The following is a 17,709-nucleotide window of genomic DNA, read 5'->3' on the forward strand; positions in this document are numbered from 1 at the left end:
GTGCACTTCGCGCGCTTCCGCTACCACCTCGTTCTGCTCTTCCAGACGGTGGGTCAGCTCGTCAAGATCCGCCTCATAGCGCTCGATTTTTTCCTGCTGGCGCATGGCGGTCTGCACCAGATTGAGGTGATCGCTGGCGGCCTGATAGTCCGCTTCCAGATCGTTCTCCGCGCCGCCGTGTTCAGCAAGCTCTCGCGCCATCTCAATATGGCGATACTGCTCCGATGCCAGCTGTTTGCGGCTGGAGAAGAGATCGCGGCGCAGCTGCAGCGCGCCGTCGAGATGGATGCGCCGCTCGTTGGCGTGACGCATATAGTCCGCCGACACATAGCTGGTGGCTTCGGAGATAAGGTGTTTAAAGAGGTCGCGATCGGACTGCGTAACGCGGATCGCCTCCAGCGTCATGCGGTTTTCGCGCAGCGCCGCTTCCATATCCTGAAACGCTTTGCGCACGCCGCTGTTTTCCGGCAGCAGATAGTCGCGCAGCGAGCGGGTAATGGCGCTGGAGATACCGCCATAGAGCGATGCCTCAATCAAACGGTAGAACTTGCTGCGATCGCCAGCGGAGCGCAGACGACGCGGCACGATACCGTGTTCGAACATCATCGCATGGTAGTCGGTGACCGAGCTGAACTGACGGAACTGCACCCCTTCCTGCGCTTCGACGCGCTCTTTGACTTCGCTCAGCGGCAGCACGCGCGCCTGACGGCTGTTCATAATCTCGGTCAGCATATCGGTCGGCTGGCTATCCATCGGCAGCCCGTGAATGCTGAACGGTTTGATATCGACCTTTTTATCGCGGCCCGCTACCTGCTGCAGACGCACGCCCGCAATCACGCGCTGGTGACGCGAGTTGATAACGTCCAGCACCGCGTAGCACACGCCGGCGCGCAGCTTGCCGTGCAGGCCTTTATCGCGCGAGCCGCTGGTTGCGCCCGCTTCGGTGGTATTACGGAAGTGCAGCAGCGTCAAATCCGGGATTAACGCCGTAACGAAGGCGGCCATGGTGGTGGATTTACCGGCGCCGTTGCCGCCCGATAAGGTGGTGACCAGTTCGTCAAGATCAAAGGTTCGGGCAAAAAAGCCGTTCCAGTTGATCAAAGTAAGCGAACGAAATTTTCCGCGTTCAATCATGCCTGTTCTTCCTCCGCACTATCATTCGCTTCGCTGTCAATATCATCCGGCTCGCTGCTAATGCTGTCGAGCGGCATCGCTTCGCCGTCGCGGATCAGCCGCAGCTGCGCCTCACGCGGATCGTCGCCGCTGCGCACGTCGGCGCCAAAGCGGAACACCGATTCGGTAATGCGGAATTTGCTGCTGTCGTTGCCCATAAACCACACCATGCCGAGTCGACGCAGACGGCTCAGCGACGCGCGCATTTTTTCCTGCAGCCTGGCCCGATCGAGATCGGAGCCGGTCGAACGCTGGTTCACCAGCTTGAGCAGTTTGTTCTCATCGGCGAGCGTCAGCAGTTCGTCATACAGCTCTTGCTGGGTGAAGATGCCTTCATTCGCCAGACGCTCCGGGCTAAGGTAGAGGTAACAGAGCAGCTTGCCGACCATCATATCCAGCTCAGAAAGCACCGATCGCGGAATAAGCGTGGTGGAGCGCGGACGCAGATAGAAAAAGCCCTCTGGCGCGCGAATTAATTCAACGTTGTAACGTGCGTAGAACTCTTCCAGATACGGCTGGTAATCCATCAGAAAAGCGTGTTGATCCAGCTCTTCGATGCCGATATGGCGCCCGGCGCGCAACTGGCTGTCAAGCGCGGGAAAAACTGGATTCGCCAGTGCCTGTGCCAGCTTAAGCGGCATCACTTGTTCAATATTTGTCGATGACATGTGCCTGCACCTTGGCTCCGTAATCATTAATGGCCTGCCACTGTGCGGGCAGGCCGGCTAAATCGGCTTCCGCCACGCCGAGACGCACCGCCTGATCGACCACGATACGCGCCAGGTCAAAGTGGCGCGCACGCGGATACTGGGCAAGATAGTCACGCATCACCGTGGCGAGGTTGAGCGGTTTCTGCTCAGATTTGTAGCTCAGCAGCGCCTCTTCGATCATCGCCGCCAGCTGTTCGCGGATTTCATTAAACTCTTCATATTCCAGCTCGGCAGGGAGTTCACCCATCACCTCGTCGTTGCGCAGCGTCAGATCTTCGTCGCGCATATCGAACAGACGATCGGCGCTGGCGTAGGTCAGCACCCAGGGCTGGTCGAAGTAGTTCTGCACCGACTGACGCAAGCGCTGCGCAAATACGCGGTTCTTGTCCATGTCGATGGCGGTTCGGATAAATTTGTGGACGTGGCGGTCATAGCCGATCCAGAGATCGATCGCCTGCTGGCCCCAGCTGATAATGCGGTCCAGCTTGTTTTGCAGATCGAACACCAGCTTATCGACAAAGCCGAGATCGGGACTGCTGAGCGTCGCGTCCTGAATACGCAGCAGATTGGCCTGCAGCTTGTCGCCCGCCGCTTCCAGCGTATCCTGTAGCTCGCGCAGCGTACCGGAGGTTTCCGACAGCAGCATTTCGCAGCTTGAGATCGCCGCACGCCAGTCTTTGTTCAGCAGATCGGCGATATCGTTCTTGACCGCCTGCTGCTGTTCATCCATCAGACGCTGCGTCATGTCGATGCTGTCGAAAATTTCCGCCACAGAATATTTCAGCGGCGCGAAGACGTTGCGGTGCCAGTGAAACTCGTCGCCATCCTCTTCCGCCGCGTCGGCGGCGCGTTTCAGCTCGCCCGCCACGATCGACAGCTGCATCGACAGGCGCAGCGTAGAGAACTCGCGCTGACGGATGTAGTAGTCGGTGATGCCGATCGCCAGCGGCGTCAGACGATAAATGGCATGGCCTTCCGTCATCTCGCTGGTAAAGCGGTTAATCAGGCGCTGGCGCACCATATCGTTGATGGCGTTGTTGGCGCGCACCATGACGGTCTCATGGGTCTGTTCAAATGCCTTACTGACGTGCTGAAAAGCATCGATCAGCTCGCCTTCACTCATTTCGCCATCCATGCGCTCGCCGTTCAGGGTGGCGATGGCCAGCAAAAAGGCCAGACGATCGACCGGCAGCGCAAGCGAAAAGTCGTTCTTGCGCGCCCAGCTGACCAGCTCGGGTACCGTCTGGGAAAATTCACTCATAATTCTTCCTGCTTTCCTGGTTTACGCGCGGTTACGTGAATGTAACGTCCCAGGCTTAAAAAGGGTTCCTGGCGACAGTAGCGTCGCTCCATCTCAAGAATGCTTGCATCGCCTCCGCCGTCCGCCGGCGGCGCTTTCATATAATCGCTGAAGACGCGCACGCCCGTACGCTGTTCAATGTCGAAACCGCAGGCGCTAAGCCAGCGGTAGACATCTTCAGGATCGCGCGGGTAATCCGGCGACAGAGAGCGCTTCTTCTGTTTCGCCATATTGACCCGCAGGTAACCGAAGTTTCCCAGCGTCAGGTTGCGAAACACCAGGCTGTGGCGGTTAAAAAACATCAGCGACATAACGCCGCCTGGCCGCAATGCGTCAAACAGCGCCTGTAGCGCTTTTTCAGGCTCTGCGACCCACTCAAGCACAGCGTGAAACAATACCAGATCCACCGGCGTATCCAAATGCTCGCCCACCTGCTGTACGGCGATTTGTCTGAATTGCATGTTATGGCTCACACTCTGCGCCTCGGCATGCTGCTGCGCCCGGCGCAGCATCTCCGCCGAGAGATCGCATAACAGGATCTGATGACCGCGCTGCGCCAGCCCGCTGGAAATTTGCCCCAGCCCGCCGCCAGCGTCCAGCACGCGCAGTGGAAACGAGCCGAGCGTAGGCAGAATCGTCTCCAGCTCGTCCCAGAGGATCGCCTGACGCACAATCCCTTTGGTCGTGCCGTAAATATTTTGCGAAAATTTTTCCGCGAGATCGTCAAAGTTACGATCCTGCATGGCGTGGGCTCCGGTATGCTGCGCTCAAACGTATGCTATTTTGTCACAGGCTCAAGAAGAATGAACCTTTCATCCCCTTCTTCCTTTCCGGCTGCTGTTTTTTCGGACAACAAGGAGTTTTTTTGATGTTTTTTGGGCTGAAAAAACTGGTGGGCGGCCTGCTAATGCCTTTACCGCTGCTGCTGCTGTTAATGGCAGCGGGTATTTTATTGCTTTGGTTTAGCCGCTGGCATAAAAGCGGCAAAATTTTAGTCTCGCTGAGCTGGGCGCTACTGCTGCTGCTGAGCCTGCAGCCGATCGCCGATCGCCTGCTGCTGCCGCTGGAATCGCGCTACGCCACCTGGAACGGCGCAGAGAAGGTCGGTTTTATCGTCGTGCTGGGCGGCGGCTACACCTTTAATCCCGCCTGGGCGCCGAGTTCGAATTTGATCGGCAACAGCCTGCCGCGCGTCGCCGAAGGCGTGCGGCAGTGGCGGCGCAACCCGCAGGCGACGATGATCTTTACCGGCGCCGCCGCCGGACAGAATCCCGTCAGCAACGGCCAGGTTGCCGCATCGGTCGCGCTGAGCCTGGGCGTGCCGCAGGATCATATCCTGGTGTTGGATCAGCCGAAAGACACCGAAGAGGAAGCGCACGCGGTGCGCGGCGTCGTCAGCCAGCGACCTTTCCTGCTGGTGACCTCCGCCAACCATATGGCGCGGGCGCTTACTTTCTTTCATGCCGCAGGCTTAACGCCTGTTGCCGCGCCCGCTAATCAGCTGGCGGTCACCTCGCCGCTCAACTGGTGGGAGCGCGCTATCCCTTCTCCGCTGTGGCTAAGCCACAGCGACCGCGTTGTTTATGAGTCGCTGGGCCAGGCGTGGCAGTGGCTGAAAGGCGGCGATGCTCCTTCAGCCGAGCCAGGGCAGTAGCTGCGCCCGCGCGTAATCGAAGCGCGGACGATCGAACGCGCCATACTGCACCAGCCCGTCGATACAGTCCCACAGCTGGTAAAGCCAGCGCCGCCACAGGAAGCCTTCGGAGACCGGCGCGCACTGCAGATAGCGCGCCATTAGCGCCTGCTCCGCCGGGCTGTCGCCCAGATGAATCAGCTCATATTCGCGCGGCGCCCATAAGATGACGCCGGGCTGCGTCATTGCCACCAGCTGATCGCTGCGCGCGTTTTTGATGATGCTGGTCAGCCGCAGATTGCCATGCAGCATCACGCAGGGATCGTCAAAGTCGCGAAAGAGATGGGGCAGCTGCGCGCGGCTGCGAAACAGCACCTGCCGATCGGCAAGGGTGAAAGAAGGCGGCTGGAGATAGCTGAGCGTCGACCATAAGACTTCCACGCGCTGATGGAACCAGGCTGGCCAGCTGTTTTGCTGCGTGCTGTCGACGGTGCCAACCAGCCCATGGCTGCTGATGCGGTGCCAGGCAAGCAGCCCTTCGACCACCTCTTCGCACAGCTGCCGCCAGCGTTCGGCGTCACGGGTCGGCGCTTCGGCGGAAACGCCGTTGAGACGCGCCATCAGCAGCATTTCATGCACCGGCAGCTGCTGACTCAGCACCAGGCCGTAGACCGCAGGTACGGCGACCAGCCCTTCATGGCCCAGCAGCGCCAGCTTTTTCGCCTCCAGCGCGGCGCGTCCCGGATGACGAAAATATTTCGCCACCAGCGGCATCGGTTTATCCTGGCGATCGTAAAGTGCATACAACCGCGTTGGCGGCTGTTCGCTGATGGTTTCAAGTCGGCTGACCGTCTCGCCCAGCACCAGCGACAGTTCAGATTTGAGACTTTCCATGCATCCTCCTCAAGGAACCTGTCACACCATCCTGGAGGCCTCAGCGGGCAAAAATACAGAAACAGATCAATAAAAGCGTCGGGGAGAACTCCCCGACGCTGTCACCCCTGCAGCGCGGCGCGCACGCGCGCCAGATCTTCCGGCGTATCCACGCCTACGCCCGGTACGGTTTCCGCTACGGCAACGTGAATCTTTTCGCCGTACCAGAGCACCCGAAGCTGTTCCAGCAGCTCGATACGCTCCAGCGGGCAAGGCGCCCACGAAACATAACGACGAATAAAACCGGCGCGGTAGGCGTAGATGCCGATATGGCGCAGCAGCGTATCGCCAGCTTCCTCACGGGAGGCGGCGTAACGCTCGCGATCCCAGGGAATGGTGGCGCGCGAAAAATAGAGCGCATAGCCCTGGGCGTCCATCACTACTTTTACTGCGTTAGGATTAAACGCCTCTTCCGCGTCATGAATCGGCACTGCCAGCGTCGCCATACCCGCCTGCGCGCCTGCCAGATTCGCCGCCACCTGACGCACGATTTCCGGCGGAATAAGCGGCTCGTCGCCCTGCACGTTGACGATAATCTCATCGTCAGCAAAGCGGCAGGTTTCGATCACTTCTGCCAGACGCTCCGTACCTGACTGATGGTCGGCGCGCGTCATGCAAACTTCGCCACCTGCGGCCTCAACCGCCGCTTTTACGTCCGGGTGATCCGTCGCGATAATCACGCGGCTGGCACCAGAGGCGCGCGCGCGCTCCATCACATGAATGATCATCGGCTTTCCGGCGATATCGACCAGCGGTTTGCCGGGCAGGCGCGTCGAGGCGTAGCGCGCAGGAATAATCGCCGTGAAACTCATGGATGGATCTCTTCAACGGCGAGGGTGCGCGCTTCGTTTTCCAGCAGCACCGGGATACCGTCGCGTACCGGAAAGGCGAGCGCGTCAGGTTTACAGATCAGCTCCTGCTGCGCGTTGTTGTAGTAAAGCTTCCCGTTGCATACCGGGCAGGCAACGATTTCAAGTAAACGGTGATCCATATGTCCTCCATCACGGACCGATTGCATAAGGCGCTAAGGATACCACAGCGCAGTGTTTCAGCGTGCGCGGAAAGCGGCCAGGAAACTGCGGCGCAAACCGCAAAGCTCAGCTATTGAGCGCCCACTCTGCGGGCCAGTGCGGCTGCAGCGCAGCGGGCATTTGCTCAAATATGACGCTCTCTGCATCCTGCCACGCCGCAAAGCGGCTAATCGCCTGGCGAATATCTTTGATGAAAGCGGCGGTCACGCGCGTATCTGGCTCCAGCCAAAAATTTTTAATCACCAGCTGCCGCGCCTGACGCAGCATACGGGCATCCAGCCTGGCCTTAATGACGCCGCGGTGCAGCACCGGCAACACAAAGTAGCCATACTTGCGTTTCGCCTCTGGCGTATAGCACTCAATGCGGTAGTCGAACTGGAAAAGCTCCAGCGCCCGACGACGATCCCAGACGACCGGATCAAACGGCGACAGGATAGCGCTGTGCGTGGCGTTAAGCGGCGCGTCAAGCAGCGGCAGCAGATCGTGATGCAGCCACATTTCGCCCAGCCCGGCAACCTCGACCGGAACGATTTCGCCCGCCTGCTGCGCCTTTTCCAGGAAAGGTTTCAGCGCCACCCGTCTGAGACGATAGTAATCAGGCAGCCAGGCGGCGCGGAAAATACCGAGACTGCGCGCGCTGTTGCGCAGCATTTCCCACTGCGCATCCGCTTCGCTAAGGGCATGTAGCGCATCCTGCCATTCCGGCAGCACGCGCGATCGCAGATCGTAAACCCGCTGGAAATTGCGCCGTTCGCTGACCATCAGCTCGCCCGCGCTGAAAAGGTTCTCCAGATGGCGCTTATGCGGCTTCCACGCCCACCAGCCTGGCTTGTGATCGTCGCCGCTGGCGAAGTCAGCGGCGCGCACAGGCCCCTGCTCTGCGATATGCTGCAACAGGTCAGCGATCTCCTGCTGATGATCGCGTACCCACTGAGCGTTATATTTCCAGCCAAGGCGCTCAGGCTGGAGCATGCGGTGGCGCAGCAGACGATAGTCTTCGCGCGGGATAAAGCAGGCTTCGTGCGCCCAGTATTCAAACAGCGCGCCCTGCGCCAGCGCCTCTTCCAGCCAGCGCTGCGGATAGCTGCCGAGGCGGCTAAACAGCACCAGATAAGGGCTGCGCGCGACAACGTGGATGGTATCGATTTGCAGCAGCGACATGCGCCGGACAGCGGCGAGCAGATCGGAAAAGCGTGCGCGTTTGGGTGGCGTACGCAGCAGACCCTGCGCAGCCAGATGAAGATGACGAGCCTGTTGAAGCGAAAGCGAAAGCGTTGTATTCATTCCCTTCCTGCGTTCGGCGTGAAGTTAGTCAGCGCCCTGCCGCGCCAGACGTTCGATATCATCCAGCAGCGGCGCGACCGCGCTGCCGCTCAGCTCCGCCTCGACCGGCAGATACCACCAGTTGGGCTGGGCGAAGCGTCGGCATTTCACCGCGTCTTTTTCGGTCATCAGCAGGATATGGTCCGCGGCCACCAAACCGGCGAGCTCATCTTTGCTGTAGGCGTGGTGATCGGCGAAGGCGATCTCGGTTACTGGCGTGACGCCATACTGCTTAAGCGTAGCGAAGAAGCGCGGCGGATGCCCAATCCCCGCCATCGCCACCACCTTTTTCAGGGCAGAGAGCGGTACTGACTGCTGCGTTTGCAGGTTAACCGCTTCGCCAGGCCGCAGCGACATAGCAATTTCACCCGGCTCCGCAGCGCCGCCGTTAACGATAACAGCATCGACCTGCTGCAGGCGAGAGGCGCGCTCGCGCATAGGCCCTGCCGGCAGCCACCAGCCGTTGCCGAATCGGCGCACGCCGTCAACCACCACGATCTCGCGATCGCGCTGGAGCGCGTAGTGCTGGAGGCCATCGTCAGTAATAATAAGATCAACAGGCTGAGCGGCGAGCAGCGCCTCAACCGCGGCGCGACGTTTTGGCGCCACTGCGACCGGCGCACCGCTGCGCTGGGCGATCAGCACAGGCTCGTCGCCCGCCTGCTCCGTCGGCGTTTCGGCGTTAACCAGCAGCGGATAGCGCTCCGCTTTGCCGCCGTAGCCGCGCGACACCACGCCAACCTGCACGCCCCGGCGCTGCAGCTCCTGCACCAGCCAGATCGCAATCGGCGTTTTGCCATTGCCGCCCGCAGTGAGGTTGCCGACCACCACGACCGGTACCGGCGCGCGCCAGCTTTTACGCCAGCCGCGCTGGTAGCTGAGGCGAATCAGAGAGGAGACCGCGCCATAGATCAGGCTGAGCGGCCACAACAGCAGCCACAGCGGCGAGCGTCCACTCCAGATGCGCTCAATCATTGGCCAAACTGCATCTTATGCAGTTGGGCATAGGTGCCCTGCTGAGCCAGCAGAACAGCGTGCGTGCCGCGCTCAACGATACGGCCATCTTCAACGACCACGATTTCATCGGCTTTTTCGATGGTCGACAGGCGGTGAGCGATAACCAGCGAAGTGCGGTTTTTCTGCAGCTCATCCAGCGCCGACTGAATCGCACGCTCGGACTCGGTATCCAGCGCGGAGGTCGCTTCATCCAGAATAAGGATCGGGCAGTCGCGCAGCAGCGCGCGCGCAATCGCGATACGCTGGCGCTGACCGCCGGAAAGCAGCACGCCGTTTTCGCCAATCACCGTATCCAGCCCGTTATCCATCTTGTTGATGAAGTCCATAGCATGCGCCATGGTAGCGGCTTTCTCGATCTCGGCGCGGCTATACTGCTCGCTGCGCGCATAGGCGATGTTATTGGCGATGGTGTCGTTGAACAGATGCACGTTCTGCGATACCAGCGCCACCTGATTACGCAGCGAACGCAGCGTATATTCGCGCAGGTCGTGGCCGTCCAGCAGGATTTCGCCCTGCTGAATATCGTAAAAGCGCGTCAGCAAACTGGCCAGCGTCGACTTCCCTGAGCCTGAACGCCCGACCAGCGCAACGGTTTTCCCTTCTGGCAGCGCCAGATTGATATCGCGCAGCGCCGGTATATCGCGTCCTGGATAGGTAAAGGTGACATTGCGGAACTCGACGTTGCCTTTGGCGCGCACTACTTCGCGCGTGCCGGTATCGATCTCCTGCTCGCTATCAAGGATGGAGAAGAGGGTCTGGCACGCTGCCATGCCGCGCTGGAACTGCGCGTTGACGTTAGTCAGGGATTTCAGCGGGCGCATCAGCGCGATCATCGATGAGAAGACCACGGTGATGGTACCTGCGGTCAGCGTCTCCATCACGCTAGGGAAACTGGCGGCATAGAGGACGAACGCCAGCGCCAGCGAAGCGATCAACTGGATAACCGGATCGGAGATAGATGAGGCCGATACCAGCTTCATCCCCTGCTGACGCATGCGGTTGCTGACGCGGGCGAAACGTTCGGACTCGACTTCCTGACCGCCGAAAATCAGCACCTCTTTATGCCCTTTCAGCATCTGCTCGGCGCTGGTCGTTACCTGCCCCATCGTGTTCTGCATGGTTTTGCTGATGCTGCGGAAGCGCTTAGAGACCGAGCGAATGGCCAGAGAGACAACCGGCGCCAGCACAATCAGGATGAGCGACAGCTGCCAGCTGTAATAGAACATCATGATAAACAGGCCGATAATCGAGGCCCCTTCGCGCACAACGGTAACCAGCGCGCTGGATGAGGAGGAGGCGACCTGCTCAGAATCATAGGTGATGCGCGACAGCAGCGTGCCTGTTGACTGCTGGTCGAAGAACGAGACCGGCATGCCCATCATGTGGCTAAAGAGACGGCGACGCATATTCATCACGACGTTGCCGGAGACCCAGGAGATGCAGTAGCTGGAAATATAGCTGGTGACGCCGCGGATCAGCATCAGACCGATAACGGCCAGCGGCATCCAGATCAGTACCGATTTATCCGCTTTGCCAAACCCATCATCCAGTAAAGGCTTCAACAGGGAGAGCATGAGCGTGTCGCCCGCGGCGTTAAGTATCAGGGCCACAGCGGCCACGCATAAACCCGCTTTATGGGGCGCGATCATCGGCCAGAGTCGACGAAATGTCTGCCACGTTGAGAGATCTTTATCTTGATGCATCATTTATTCACGTTGTTTGAAATAGCCGCTCATTCTACCTGGATTAGCGTTTGACGCCAAACCACTGATGATACCAACGGGGCAAAATTTGCTCTCTTAACCCGGAAACCGCGATTTTGCGCCCGGCAACCGTGACAGTTATCTGGCCCGATTGCGCAGTGTCATACCAGGCGAAGCCCGCGCGTCGGTAGTTTTCCAGCACGCTTTTGACCGGCATACGCCAGGCGTTGTAGCGCGCCATAGAGGCGATGGCGATATGACCGTCTACGCTGCGCAGCAGCAGTGGCGTTGACGAGGTGCGGCTGCCGTGATGCGGAACCTGGATGATATCGGCCTTAAGGCGACTTTTTTCCAGCGCGACCAGCTGCCGCTCCGCCGACGCTTCCAGATCGCCCATCAGCAGCAAACGCGTAACGCCGTCATCAATACTCAGCACACAGGAATCATTATTGTTGCTGAGCTTCGAGCGCTTTAACGGCCACAGCGCTTCGACATTTAACGCACCCCAGCGCCAGCGCGTGCCGCGTACGCAGGGCAGATGATCGTCATCCAGCGTCGCGCTGCGTATGGGCACGTCAGGCCAGCGGGTTTTTATGGCATTAAGCCCACCGCTGTGATCGAGATGACGATGGCTGAGGACTACCGTCTGTAGCAGCAGATGTTTCCGTGACAGCCAGGGGATAACGTGGCGCGTACCCGCATCCCCGTTTTCCCAGCGCGGGCCGGTATCATAGAGCATTGCTTCTTTGCCCTGGCGGATAACCACGCTTAGCCCCTGTCCGACATCCAGCATATCAATACGCCAGCCCGGTTCTTCGCGCGGCCAGCGCCAGACGATAAGCGCCACCACCAGCGCTGTACAGCCGATCGGCGCCGCGTAAAACAGCGCGCAGCGCCAGGCAATCAGCGCACCCCACAGCAACAGCGCCAGGGTGCCAGCGTCATGGAATGCCCACCATCCATCAGGCAAGGCCTTTAACGCCGCCAGCAGCCAGACCACGGAGGTATCAGCTAGCTGCCACAATGCGCAGCAGAGCGCGCCAGCTGGCGTCAGTATCGCCAGCAGAATCAGCGGAACGCTGATAAAAGTAATGGCGGGTATCGCCAGCATATTCGCCGCCAGCGCCGAGAAGCTTATTCCCTCAAACAGCATGACCTGGAGCGGAGCCATTAGCAGCGTCATGCCGAGCTGAAGATGTAGCAGCTGAACCGGCAGCCAGCGCCAGCCGTGGCGACATCGTTCAGGTAAAGGAAACCAGTGATACCACGTCAGCAAAATGGCTACCGCCAGCGCCGAGAGCCAGAAACTTTCTGACAGCACGTTCAGAGGATCGAGCAGCAGTAACCCACCAACGCACAGGCTCCAGACCTGCCAGCCGCCGGGCTGCACTCCTTTGAGGCGAAAGATGACCCACAGCGTCAGGGCAAACAGCGTTCGCTGAGCGGGCGCATAGCTGCCCGAAAGCCAGGTATAGAGCGCCGCCGCCAGCCAGTTCATCAACAGCGGAAACAGATAACCGATAAGACGCGTCGGCAGAAAGAGCTGAACAGCGCGCGCGATAAGCCAGCCGCTGCTGGCGGCCAGCGCGATATGCATGCCTGAAATCGCCATCAGATGCGCCGTTCCGGTTTCCCGCAGTAGCTGGCGCAGCGCATCGTCCATCTCTGCTCGCTCGCCGAAAGCCAGAGCCTGGATAACCGCGCTCTGCTCAAGAGCGCTAATGATCGGCATATCACGCATAATAAGCTGCCAGCGCCAGCTGCAGATCAGGGATTCAGGCTGCTGCTGTTGAATACGGCCCCGCAGCGCCATATGGTTAGCCAGCGCAAAACGTTGCGCATCGAACTCCCCTTCGTTGAGCTTTGCGTGGACGGGCCTGAGGTTGAGCTTCATCGACCAGCGTTGTCCCGGACAATAATCCTGCTGGCTTTCTCCCAGCGACAGCCAGGCGAAACGCGGAGGAAAGAGGTAGCGCCCTTCTCGCCTGAGTAGCTGCACCTTGATCTGCTGTCTCTCTTGCCGGACTTCATCAATCCGTACGCTGTACGTTGCAGGCGCGCTGCTGGCTGCTTCTGTTGCGATGACGTCTGAACGCGCCGCTCCCAGCATCCAGGCAAACATCAGCAGCGCTATCCCTGTGATACGCAGCCAGAACAGGGTTGTCCACCATAATACCAGGCCTGCAAAGGCGAGCGCCGTGATGCCTGCCGCCGGGGGAAGCTGGTGAAGAAACAGCAGTGGCAGTGCGGCGAGAATAGCGATTCTGGCAAATATCATCCCTGTCATTTTCATCTCACTCCTGTTTAACAGGCAGAGTATGCAGACAGAGGGGATCGCAATCAGGCGGGAGTTTTATCTTTTAAGCGCGGCATCGGGAAATTCAGAGAGGATTACATACGGCATACGCAACAGGCCGGGCAGGCTCACATAAAAACAGCAGGCAAAAAAAAACGACATCCGGGGATGTCGTTTCTGCGTTCGGTTACGGCTTAGCCGTAGATGTTTGCACGGTCTCGCAGCTCTTTGCCCGGCTTAAAGTGGGGAACGTATTTACCTTCCAGTTCCACTTTATCGCCCGTTTTCGGGTTACGACCCGTACGCGGTGCGCGGTAATGCAAAGAAAAGCTGCCGAATCCCCGGATTTCAATGCGTTCGCCCTGGGCCAGCGTTGTGGCCATGTGCTCCAGCATCTCTTTTACAGCATCCTCAACGACTTTCGCCGGAATATGAGTCTGCTGGCCAGCAAGTCTTTCAATCAGTTCTGACTTGGTCATGTAACCTCCGGTTAATCCTTGTGGGAAAGGTATGACAGCTTGCTACCGTAACCGGGCAGATTTCCCTGCCCGGTTGCTTAAGGTCGATTACTCGCCTTTAGCTGCTTTGAACGCTTCAGCCATAGCATTAGAGAAGTTGCCTTCTTCCTGCTTGTTGTTCACGGTCGCGATGGCGTCTTTCTCGTCAGCTTCGTCTTTCGCACGAACAGACAGGCTAACTACGCGGTTTTTACGATCAACACCGGTGAATTTAGCTTCAACATCGTCGCCAACATTCAGAACCAGAGTTGCATCTTCAACGCGGTCACGTGAAGCTTCAGAAGCGCGCAGGTAGCCTTCAACGCCGTCTGCCAGTTCAACTGTAGCACCTTTAGCGTCAACTGCAGTTACTTTACCAGTAACGATGGCGCCTTTCTTGTTCAGGGTGATGTAGTTGTTGAACGGATCTTCAGCCAGCTGCTTCACGCCCAGAGAGATGCGCTCGCGCTCTGCGTCAACCTGCAGTACAACGGCAGCGATTTCGTCGCCTTTTTTGTACTCACGAACGGCTTCTTCGCCAGTCGCGTTCCAGGAGATGTCAGACAGGTGAACCAGACCGTCGATGCCGCCGTCCAGGCCGATGAAGATACCGAAGTCAGTGATTGACTTGATTTTACCTTCAACGCGATCGCCCTTGTTGTGGGTCTCAGCAAACTGCTGCCATGGGTTGGCTTTGCACTGCTTCAGGCCCAGGGAGATACGACGACGCTCTTCGTCGATGTCCAGAACCATAACTTCAACCACGTCGCCCACGTTAACAACTTTAGACGGGTGGATGTTTTTGTTGGTCCAGTCCATTTCAGAAACGTGTACCAGACCTTCAACGCCTTCTTCGATTTCAACGAAGCAGCCGTAATCAGTCAGGTTGGTCACGCGACCGGTCAGGCGAGTGCCTTCCGGGTAACGCTTAGCGATAGCTACCCACGGATCTTCGCCCAGCTGTTTCAGGCCCAGAGATACACGGGTACGCTCGCGGTCGAACTTCAGCACTTTAACAGTGATTTCGTCGCCCACGTTGACGATTTCGCTCGGATGCTTAACGCGCTTCCACGCCATATCGGTGATGTGCAGCAGGCCATCGACGCCGCCCAGATCAACGAATGCGCCGTAGTCAGTGAGGTTCTTAACGATACCTTTGACTTCCATGCCTTCCTGCAGGTTTTCCAGCAGCTGATCGCGCTCAGCGCTGTTTTCAGATTCGATAACCGCGCGGCGTGAAACCACGACGTTGTTACGTTTCTGATCAAGCTTGATTACTTTGAATTCAAGCTCTTTGCCTTCCAGGTGCAGCGTGTCGCGAACCGGACGCACGTCAACCAGTGAACCTGGCAGGAACGCACGAATACCGTTCAGCTCAACTGTGAAGCCACCTTTAACTTTGCCGTTGATAACACCGGTAACAGTTTCAGCGTCTTCGTAAGCTTTTTCCAGCGTGATCCAGGCTTCATGACGTTTAGCTTTCTCACGGGACAGCAGGGTTTCACCGAAGCCGTCTTCCACTGCATCCAGGGCAACGTCAACTTCGTCACCAACCTGAATTTCCAGTTCGCCGGCTGCGTTCTTGAACTGCTCTGCCGGAATGGCAGACTCAGATTTCAGACCCGCATCAACCAGAACGACGTCTTTGTCGATAGAGACAACAACGCCACGAACGATGGAACCCGGGCGGGTTTCGATTTCTTTCAGGGACTCTTCAAAGAGTTGAGCAAAAGATTCAGTCATATTGATAATCTTAGGATTCTTCAATTTAACGTCCACCTGACCTCATGTCGGATGGGGTTGTTTCACATGCCCTGCGCGCTTTCCCTGGCACAGGGTTACTGCAATTCGGTATGCCGAAAATATTAAATGCCCAGCTTAGTGCGGGCATATTCCAGCGCCTTATCAATGACTTGCTCAATGGATAACTGAGTAGAATCCAGAACCAGCGCATCAGCGGCGGGGACTAAAGGCGCAATGGCGCGGTTGCGATCGCGGTCATCACGTTCTTTTATCTCGGCTAAAAGGCGATCAAAGTTAACACTAAAGCCGCTCTCCTGCAACTGTAGCATACGGCGCTGGGCGCGCTCTTCCGGGCTGGCGTCGAGGAAGATTTTTACCGGCGCGTCGGGGAAAACCACAGTCCCCATATCGCGGCCGTCGGCGATTAAGCCAGGCTCATCGCGAAACGCGCGCTGGCGACGCAGCAGCGCTTCGCGCACGCGTGGAAAGGCGGCAACGCGCGAGGCGGTATTGCTGACTTCCTGGGTGCGGATTTCACCCGTAACTTCTTCGCCTTCCAGAATCACCTGCAGTTCGCCCTGCTGCGAGACAAAACGCACATCCAGATGGGCGGCCAGCGGCACCAGTGCCTCTTCGGACTCAATACTCACCTGATGATGCAGCGCAGCCAGCGCCAGAACGCGATAGATAGCGCCTGAATCGAGCAGATGCCATTGAAATGCTTCCGCCATCGCTTTGCACAACGTGCCTTTGCCTGCGCCGCTAGGCCCATCGACAGTTATAACCGGGGCAGTTGCCGTCATTATTCTCTCCTGTTGCTGCGCGAAATAGTTCAGCCTTCAGGCTGTTCAGAACAGGAAGCATTATACGCTGACCAGACTAATGACGTTACCTTTTAGCGCAGAGAACGCTGTAAATTGCAGCAGATTCAGAACATCTCTTGGCCGCTAAGGCCAGAAGCAGTGAGAATGCCGGAGACGTCCGTTCTCCGACATCCTGCCAGTCAGGCGTTCTGGCTGATTTGAGCCAGCTGTTCGAAATAGTCCGGGAAGGTTTTCGCGGTACAGCCGGGATCGAGGATCGTTACCGGCGTATCGGAGAGCGCGACCAGGGAAAAGCACATCGCCATGCGGTGATCGTTATAGGTGCCGATCTCTGCATGACGCAATTTTTCCGGCGGCGTGATGCGGATAAAATCGTGTCCCTCTTCCACTTCCGCGCCGACTTTGCGCAGTTCGGTCGCCATCGCAGCCAGGCGATCGGTCTCTTTGACGCGCCAGTTGTAAATATTACGCAGCAGCGTCGTGCCTTTGGCGAACAGCGCCGCGGTCGCGATGGTCATCGCGGCGTCAGGAATATGGTTCATATCCATATCAATAGCGTGAAGCTCGCCGGCGGTACAGGCGATGTAGTCGCTGCCCCACTCAACGGTCGCGCCCATTTTTTCCAGCACGTCGGCAAAGCGGATATCGCCCTGCACGCTGTCGCGTCCGATGCCGGTAACGCGTACGGTTCCGCCTTTAATCGCGCCCGCGGCCAGGAAATAGGAGGCGGATGAGGCGTCGCCCTCCACCAGATAGTCCCCTGGCGACAGATACTGCTGCTGGCCTTTAATAATAAAGCTCTGATAATGCTGGTTCTCGACCTCGACGCCGAAACAGCGCATCAGATGCAGCGTAATATCAATATAGGGTTTCGAGACCAGTTCGCCTTTGATAGCGATCCGGGTGTCGCGCTCCGCCAGCGGTGCGGCCATCAGCAGTGCGGTGAGAAACTGGCTGGAGACGCTACCGTCTACGCTGACTTCGCCGCCGGTAAATCCGCCTTTCAGGCGCAGCGGCGGATAATCGCTGTTCTCGAGATACTCAATCTGTGCGCCGCCCTGACGGAGCGCGTCTACCAGATGTCCGATTGGACGCTCTTTCATGCGCGGCTCGCCGGTCAGGACGATATCCTGTTCGCCGAGACAGAGCGCCGCCGCCAGCGGACGCATCGCCGTACCCGCGTTGCCGAGAAACAGCTCCAGCGGCTGAGATGCACGCAGCGGGCCAGCCTGCCCCACCACTTCACACTGGGTGCGGTCGGCGGAGAGGGTAAAATCGACGCCCAACGCCTTCAGGGCATTCAGCATGTGTTTAATATCATCGCTGTCCAGCAGGTTCGTCAGGCGCGTGGTGCCTTTCGCCAGCGCAGCCAGCAGCAGCGCGCGGTTAGAAACGCTTTTTGAACCCGGCAGGTTAACGGTGCCGTCAACGCGTGCAATCGGTTGTAAGGTCAGGGAGTCCTGCATGTGAAACCAAATCTCCAGAAAAGGACAAAACCCCGCCGCAAGGCGAGGTCTGAAGTCGGC

General features: G+C 58.4%; 16 protein-coding genes. 1 reads left to right on the plus strand and 15 read right to left on the minus strand.

Translation table 11 applies throughout. The features are described 5' to 3' along the window. From mukB to cmoM, 4 genes are all read right to left on the minus strand, one after another. The coding region (gene mukB, locus B3797_RS18450; protein ID WP_311791838.1) for a chromosome partition protein MukB at positions 1-1,134 on the minus strand (1,134 nt) is incomplete at its 3' end. Beyond that, positions 1,131-1,841, minus strand: coding sequence for a chromosome partition protein MukE (mukE, locus tag B3797_RS18455; RefSeq protein ID WP_311791839.1), 711 nt, complete (start codon positions 1,839-1,841; stop codon positions 1,131-1,133). The genes mukE and mukB, both read right to left, overlap by 4 nt. Beyond that, on the minus strand, positions 1,822-3,144 hold the full coding sequence (gene mukF, locus B3797_RS18460) for a chromosome partition protein MukF (protein ID WP_103795362.1): 1,323 nt from the start codon (positions 3,142-3,144) through the stop codon (positions 1,822-1,824). Before mukF ends, mukE begins: the two co-directional genes overlap by 20 nt. After that, the gene (gene cmoM, locus B3797_RS18465) at positions 3,141-3,926 is read right to left on the minus strand and encodes a tRNA uridine 5-oxyacetic acid(34) methyltransferase CmoM (protein WP_311791840.1); all 786 of its coding nucleotides are present in this window, start codon (positions 3,924-3,926) and stop codon (positions 3,141-3,143) included. Before cmoM ends, mukF begins: the two co-directional genes overlap by 4 nt. A 125-nt stretch (positions 3,927-4,051) precedes the next feature. Here cmoM and elyC point away from each other — a divergent pair, with 125 nt between their 5' ends. Then, complete coding sequence (gene elyC, locus B3797_RS18470; protein WP_311791841.1) at positions 4,052-4,837, plus strand: envelope biogenesis factor ElyC; 786 nt, start codon at positions 4,052-4,054, stop codon at positions 4,835-4,837. Here elyC and B3797_RS18475 read toward each other — a convergent pair. The 11 genes from B3797_RS18475 to aroA form a co-directional block, all read right to left on the minus strand. Further along, positions 4,817-5,710: a phosphotransferase gene (locus tag B3797_RS18475; RefSeq protein WP_311781846.1), complete on the minus strand. Its 894-nt coding sequence runs from the start codon at positions 5,708-5,710 to the stop codon at positions 4,817-4,819. The two genes, elyC and B3797_RS18475, sit on opposite strands and share 21 nt — an antisense overlap. 101 nt (positions 5,711-5,811) lie before the next feature. After that, the gene (gene kdsB / locus B3797_RS18480) at positions 5,812-6,561 is read right to left on the minus strand and encodes a 3-deoxy-manno-octulosonate cytidylyltransferase (RefSeq protein ID WP_311791842.1); all 750 of its coding nucleotides are present in this window, start codon (positions 6,559-6,561) and stop codon (positions 5,812-5,814) included. Then, a complete protein-coding gene (locus B3797_RS18485; RefSeq protein WP_033751266.1) occupies positions 6,558-6,740 on the minus strand; it encodes a Trm112 family protein in 183 nt (60 codons plus the stop codon). Before B3797_RS18485 ends, kdsB begins: the two co-directional genes overlap by 4 nt. A gap of 106 nt (positions 6,741-6,846) precedes the next feature. After that, positions 6,847-8,064 (minus strand): winged helix-turn-helix domain-containing protein, encoded by a 1,218-nt coding sequence (locus tag B3797_RS18490; protein WP_311781848.1) that lies wholly within the window; start codon positions 8,062-8,064, stop codon positions 6,847-6,849. Between the two features lie 24 nt (positions 8,065-8,088). Continuing rightward, positions 8,089-9,078, minus strand: a complete 990-nt coding sequence (gene lpxK, locus B3797_RS18495; protein WP_311791843.1) for a tetraacyldisaccharide 4'-kinase — start codon at positions 9,076-9,078, stop codon at positions 8,089-8,091. Next, on the minus strand, positions 9,075-10,823 hold the full coding sequence (gene msbA, locus B3797_RS18500; protein WP_311791856.1) for a lipid A ABC transporter ATP-binding protein/permease MsbA: 1,749 nt from the start codon (positions 10,821-10,823) through the stop codon (positions 9,075-9,077). The genes lpxK and msbA overlap by 4 nt, the downstream gene beginning before the upstream one ends. 43 nt (positions 10,824-10,866) lie before the next feature. Then, positions 10,867-13,116 (minus strand): DNA internalization-related competence protein ComEC/Rec2, encoded by a 2,250-nt coding sequence (locus B3797_RS18505; protein WP_311791844.1) that lies wholly within the window; start codon positions 13,114-13,116, stop codon positions 10,867-10,869. A 197-nt stretch (positions 13,117-13,313) separates the two neighbouring features. Further along, a complete protein-coding gene (gene ihfB / locus B3797_RS18510) occupies positions 13,314-13,598 on the minus strand; it encodes an integration host factor subunit beta (protein ID WP_033751281.1) in 285 nt (94 codons plus the stop codon). Between the two features lie 87 nt (positions 13,599-13,685). Next, positions 13,686-15,359 carry a 30S ribosomal protein S1 gene (gene rpsA, locus B3797_RS18515; RefSeq protein WP_081136357.1) on the minus strand — a complete coding sequence of 558 codons (1,674 nt, stop codon included), beginning with the start codon at positions 15,357-15,359 and terminating at the stop codon, positions 13,686-13,688. 122 nt (positions 15,360-15,481) lie between these two features. Next, positions 15,482-16,162, minus strand: a complete 681-nt coding sequence (cmk, locus tag B3797_RS18520; protein ID WP_311791845.1) for a (d)CMP kinase — start codon at positions 16,160-16,162, stop codon at positions 15,482-15,484. A 200-nt stretch (positions 16,163-16,362) separates the two neighbouring features. Beyond that, entirely contained in the window at positions 16,363-17,649 is a 1,287-nt protein-coding gene (gene aroA / locus B3797_RS18525) for a 3-phosphoshikimate 1-carboxyvinyltransferase (RefSeq protein ID WP_311791846.1), read from the minus strand. Positions 17,650-17,709: the final 60 nt, after the last annotated feature.

It is taken from the genome of Pantoea sp. UBA5923, assembly GCF_002431095.1.
GTDB lineage: Bacteria > Pseudomonadota > Gammaproteobacteria > Enterobacterales > Enterobacteriaceae > Pantoea > Pantoea piersonii.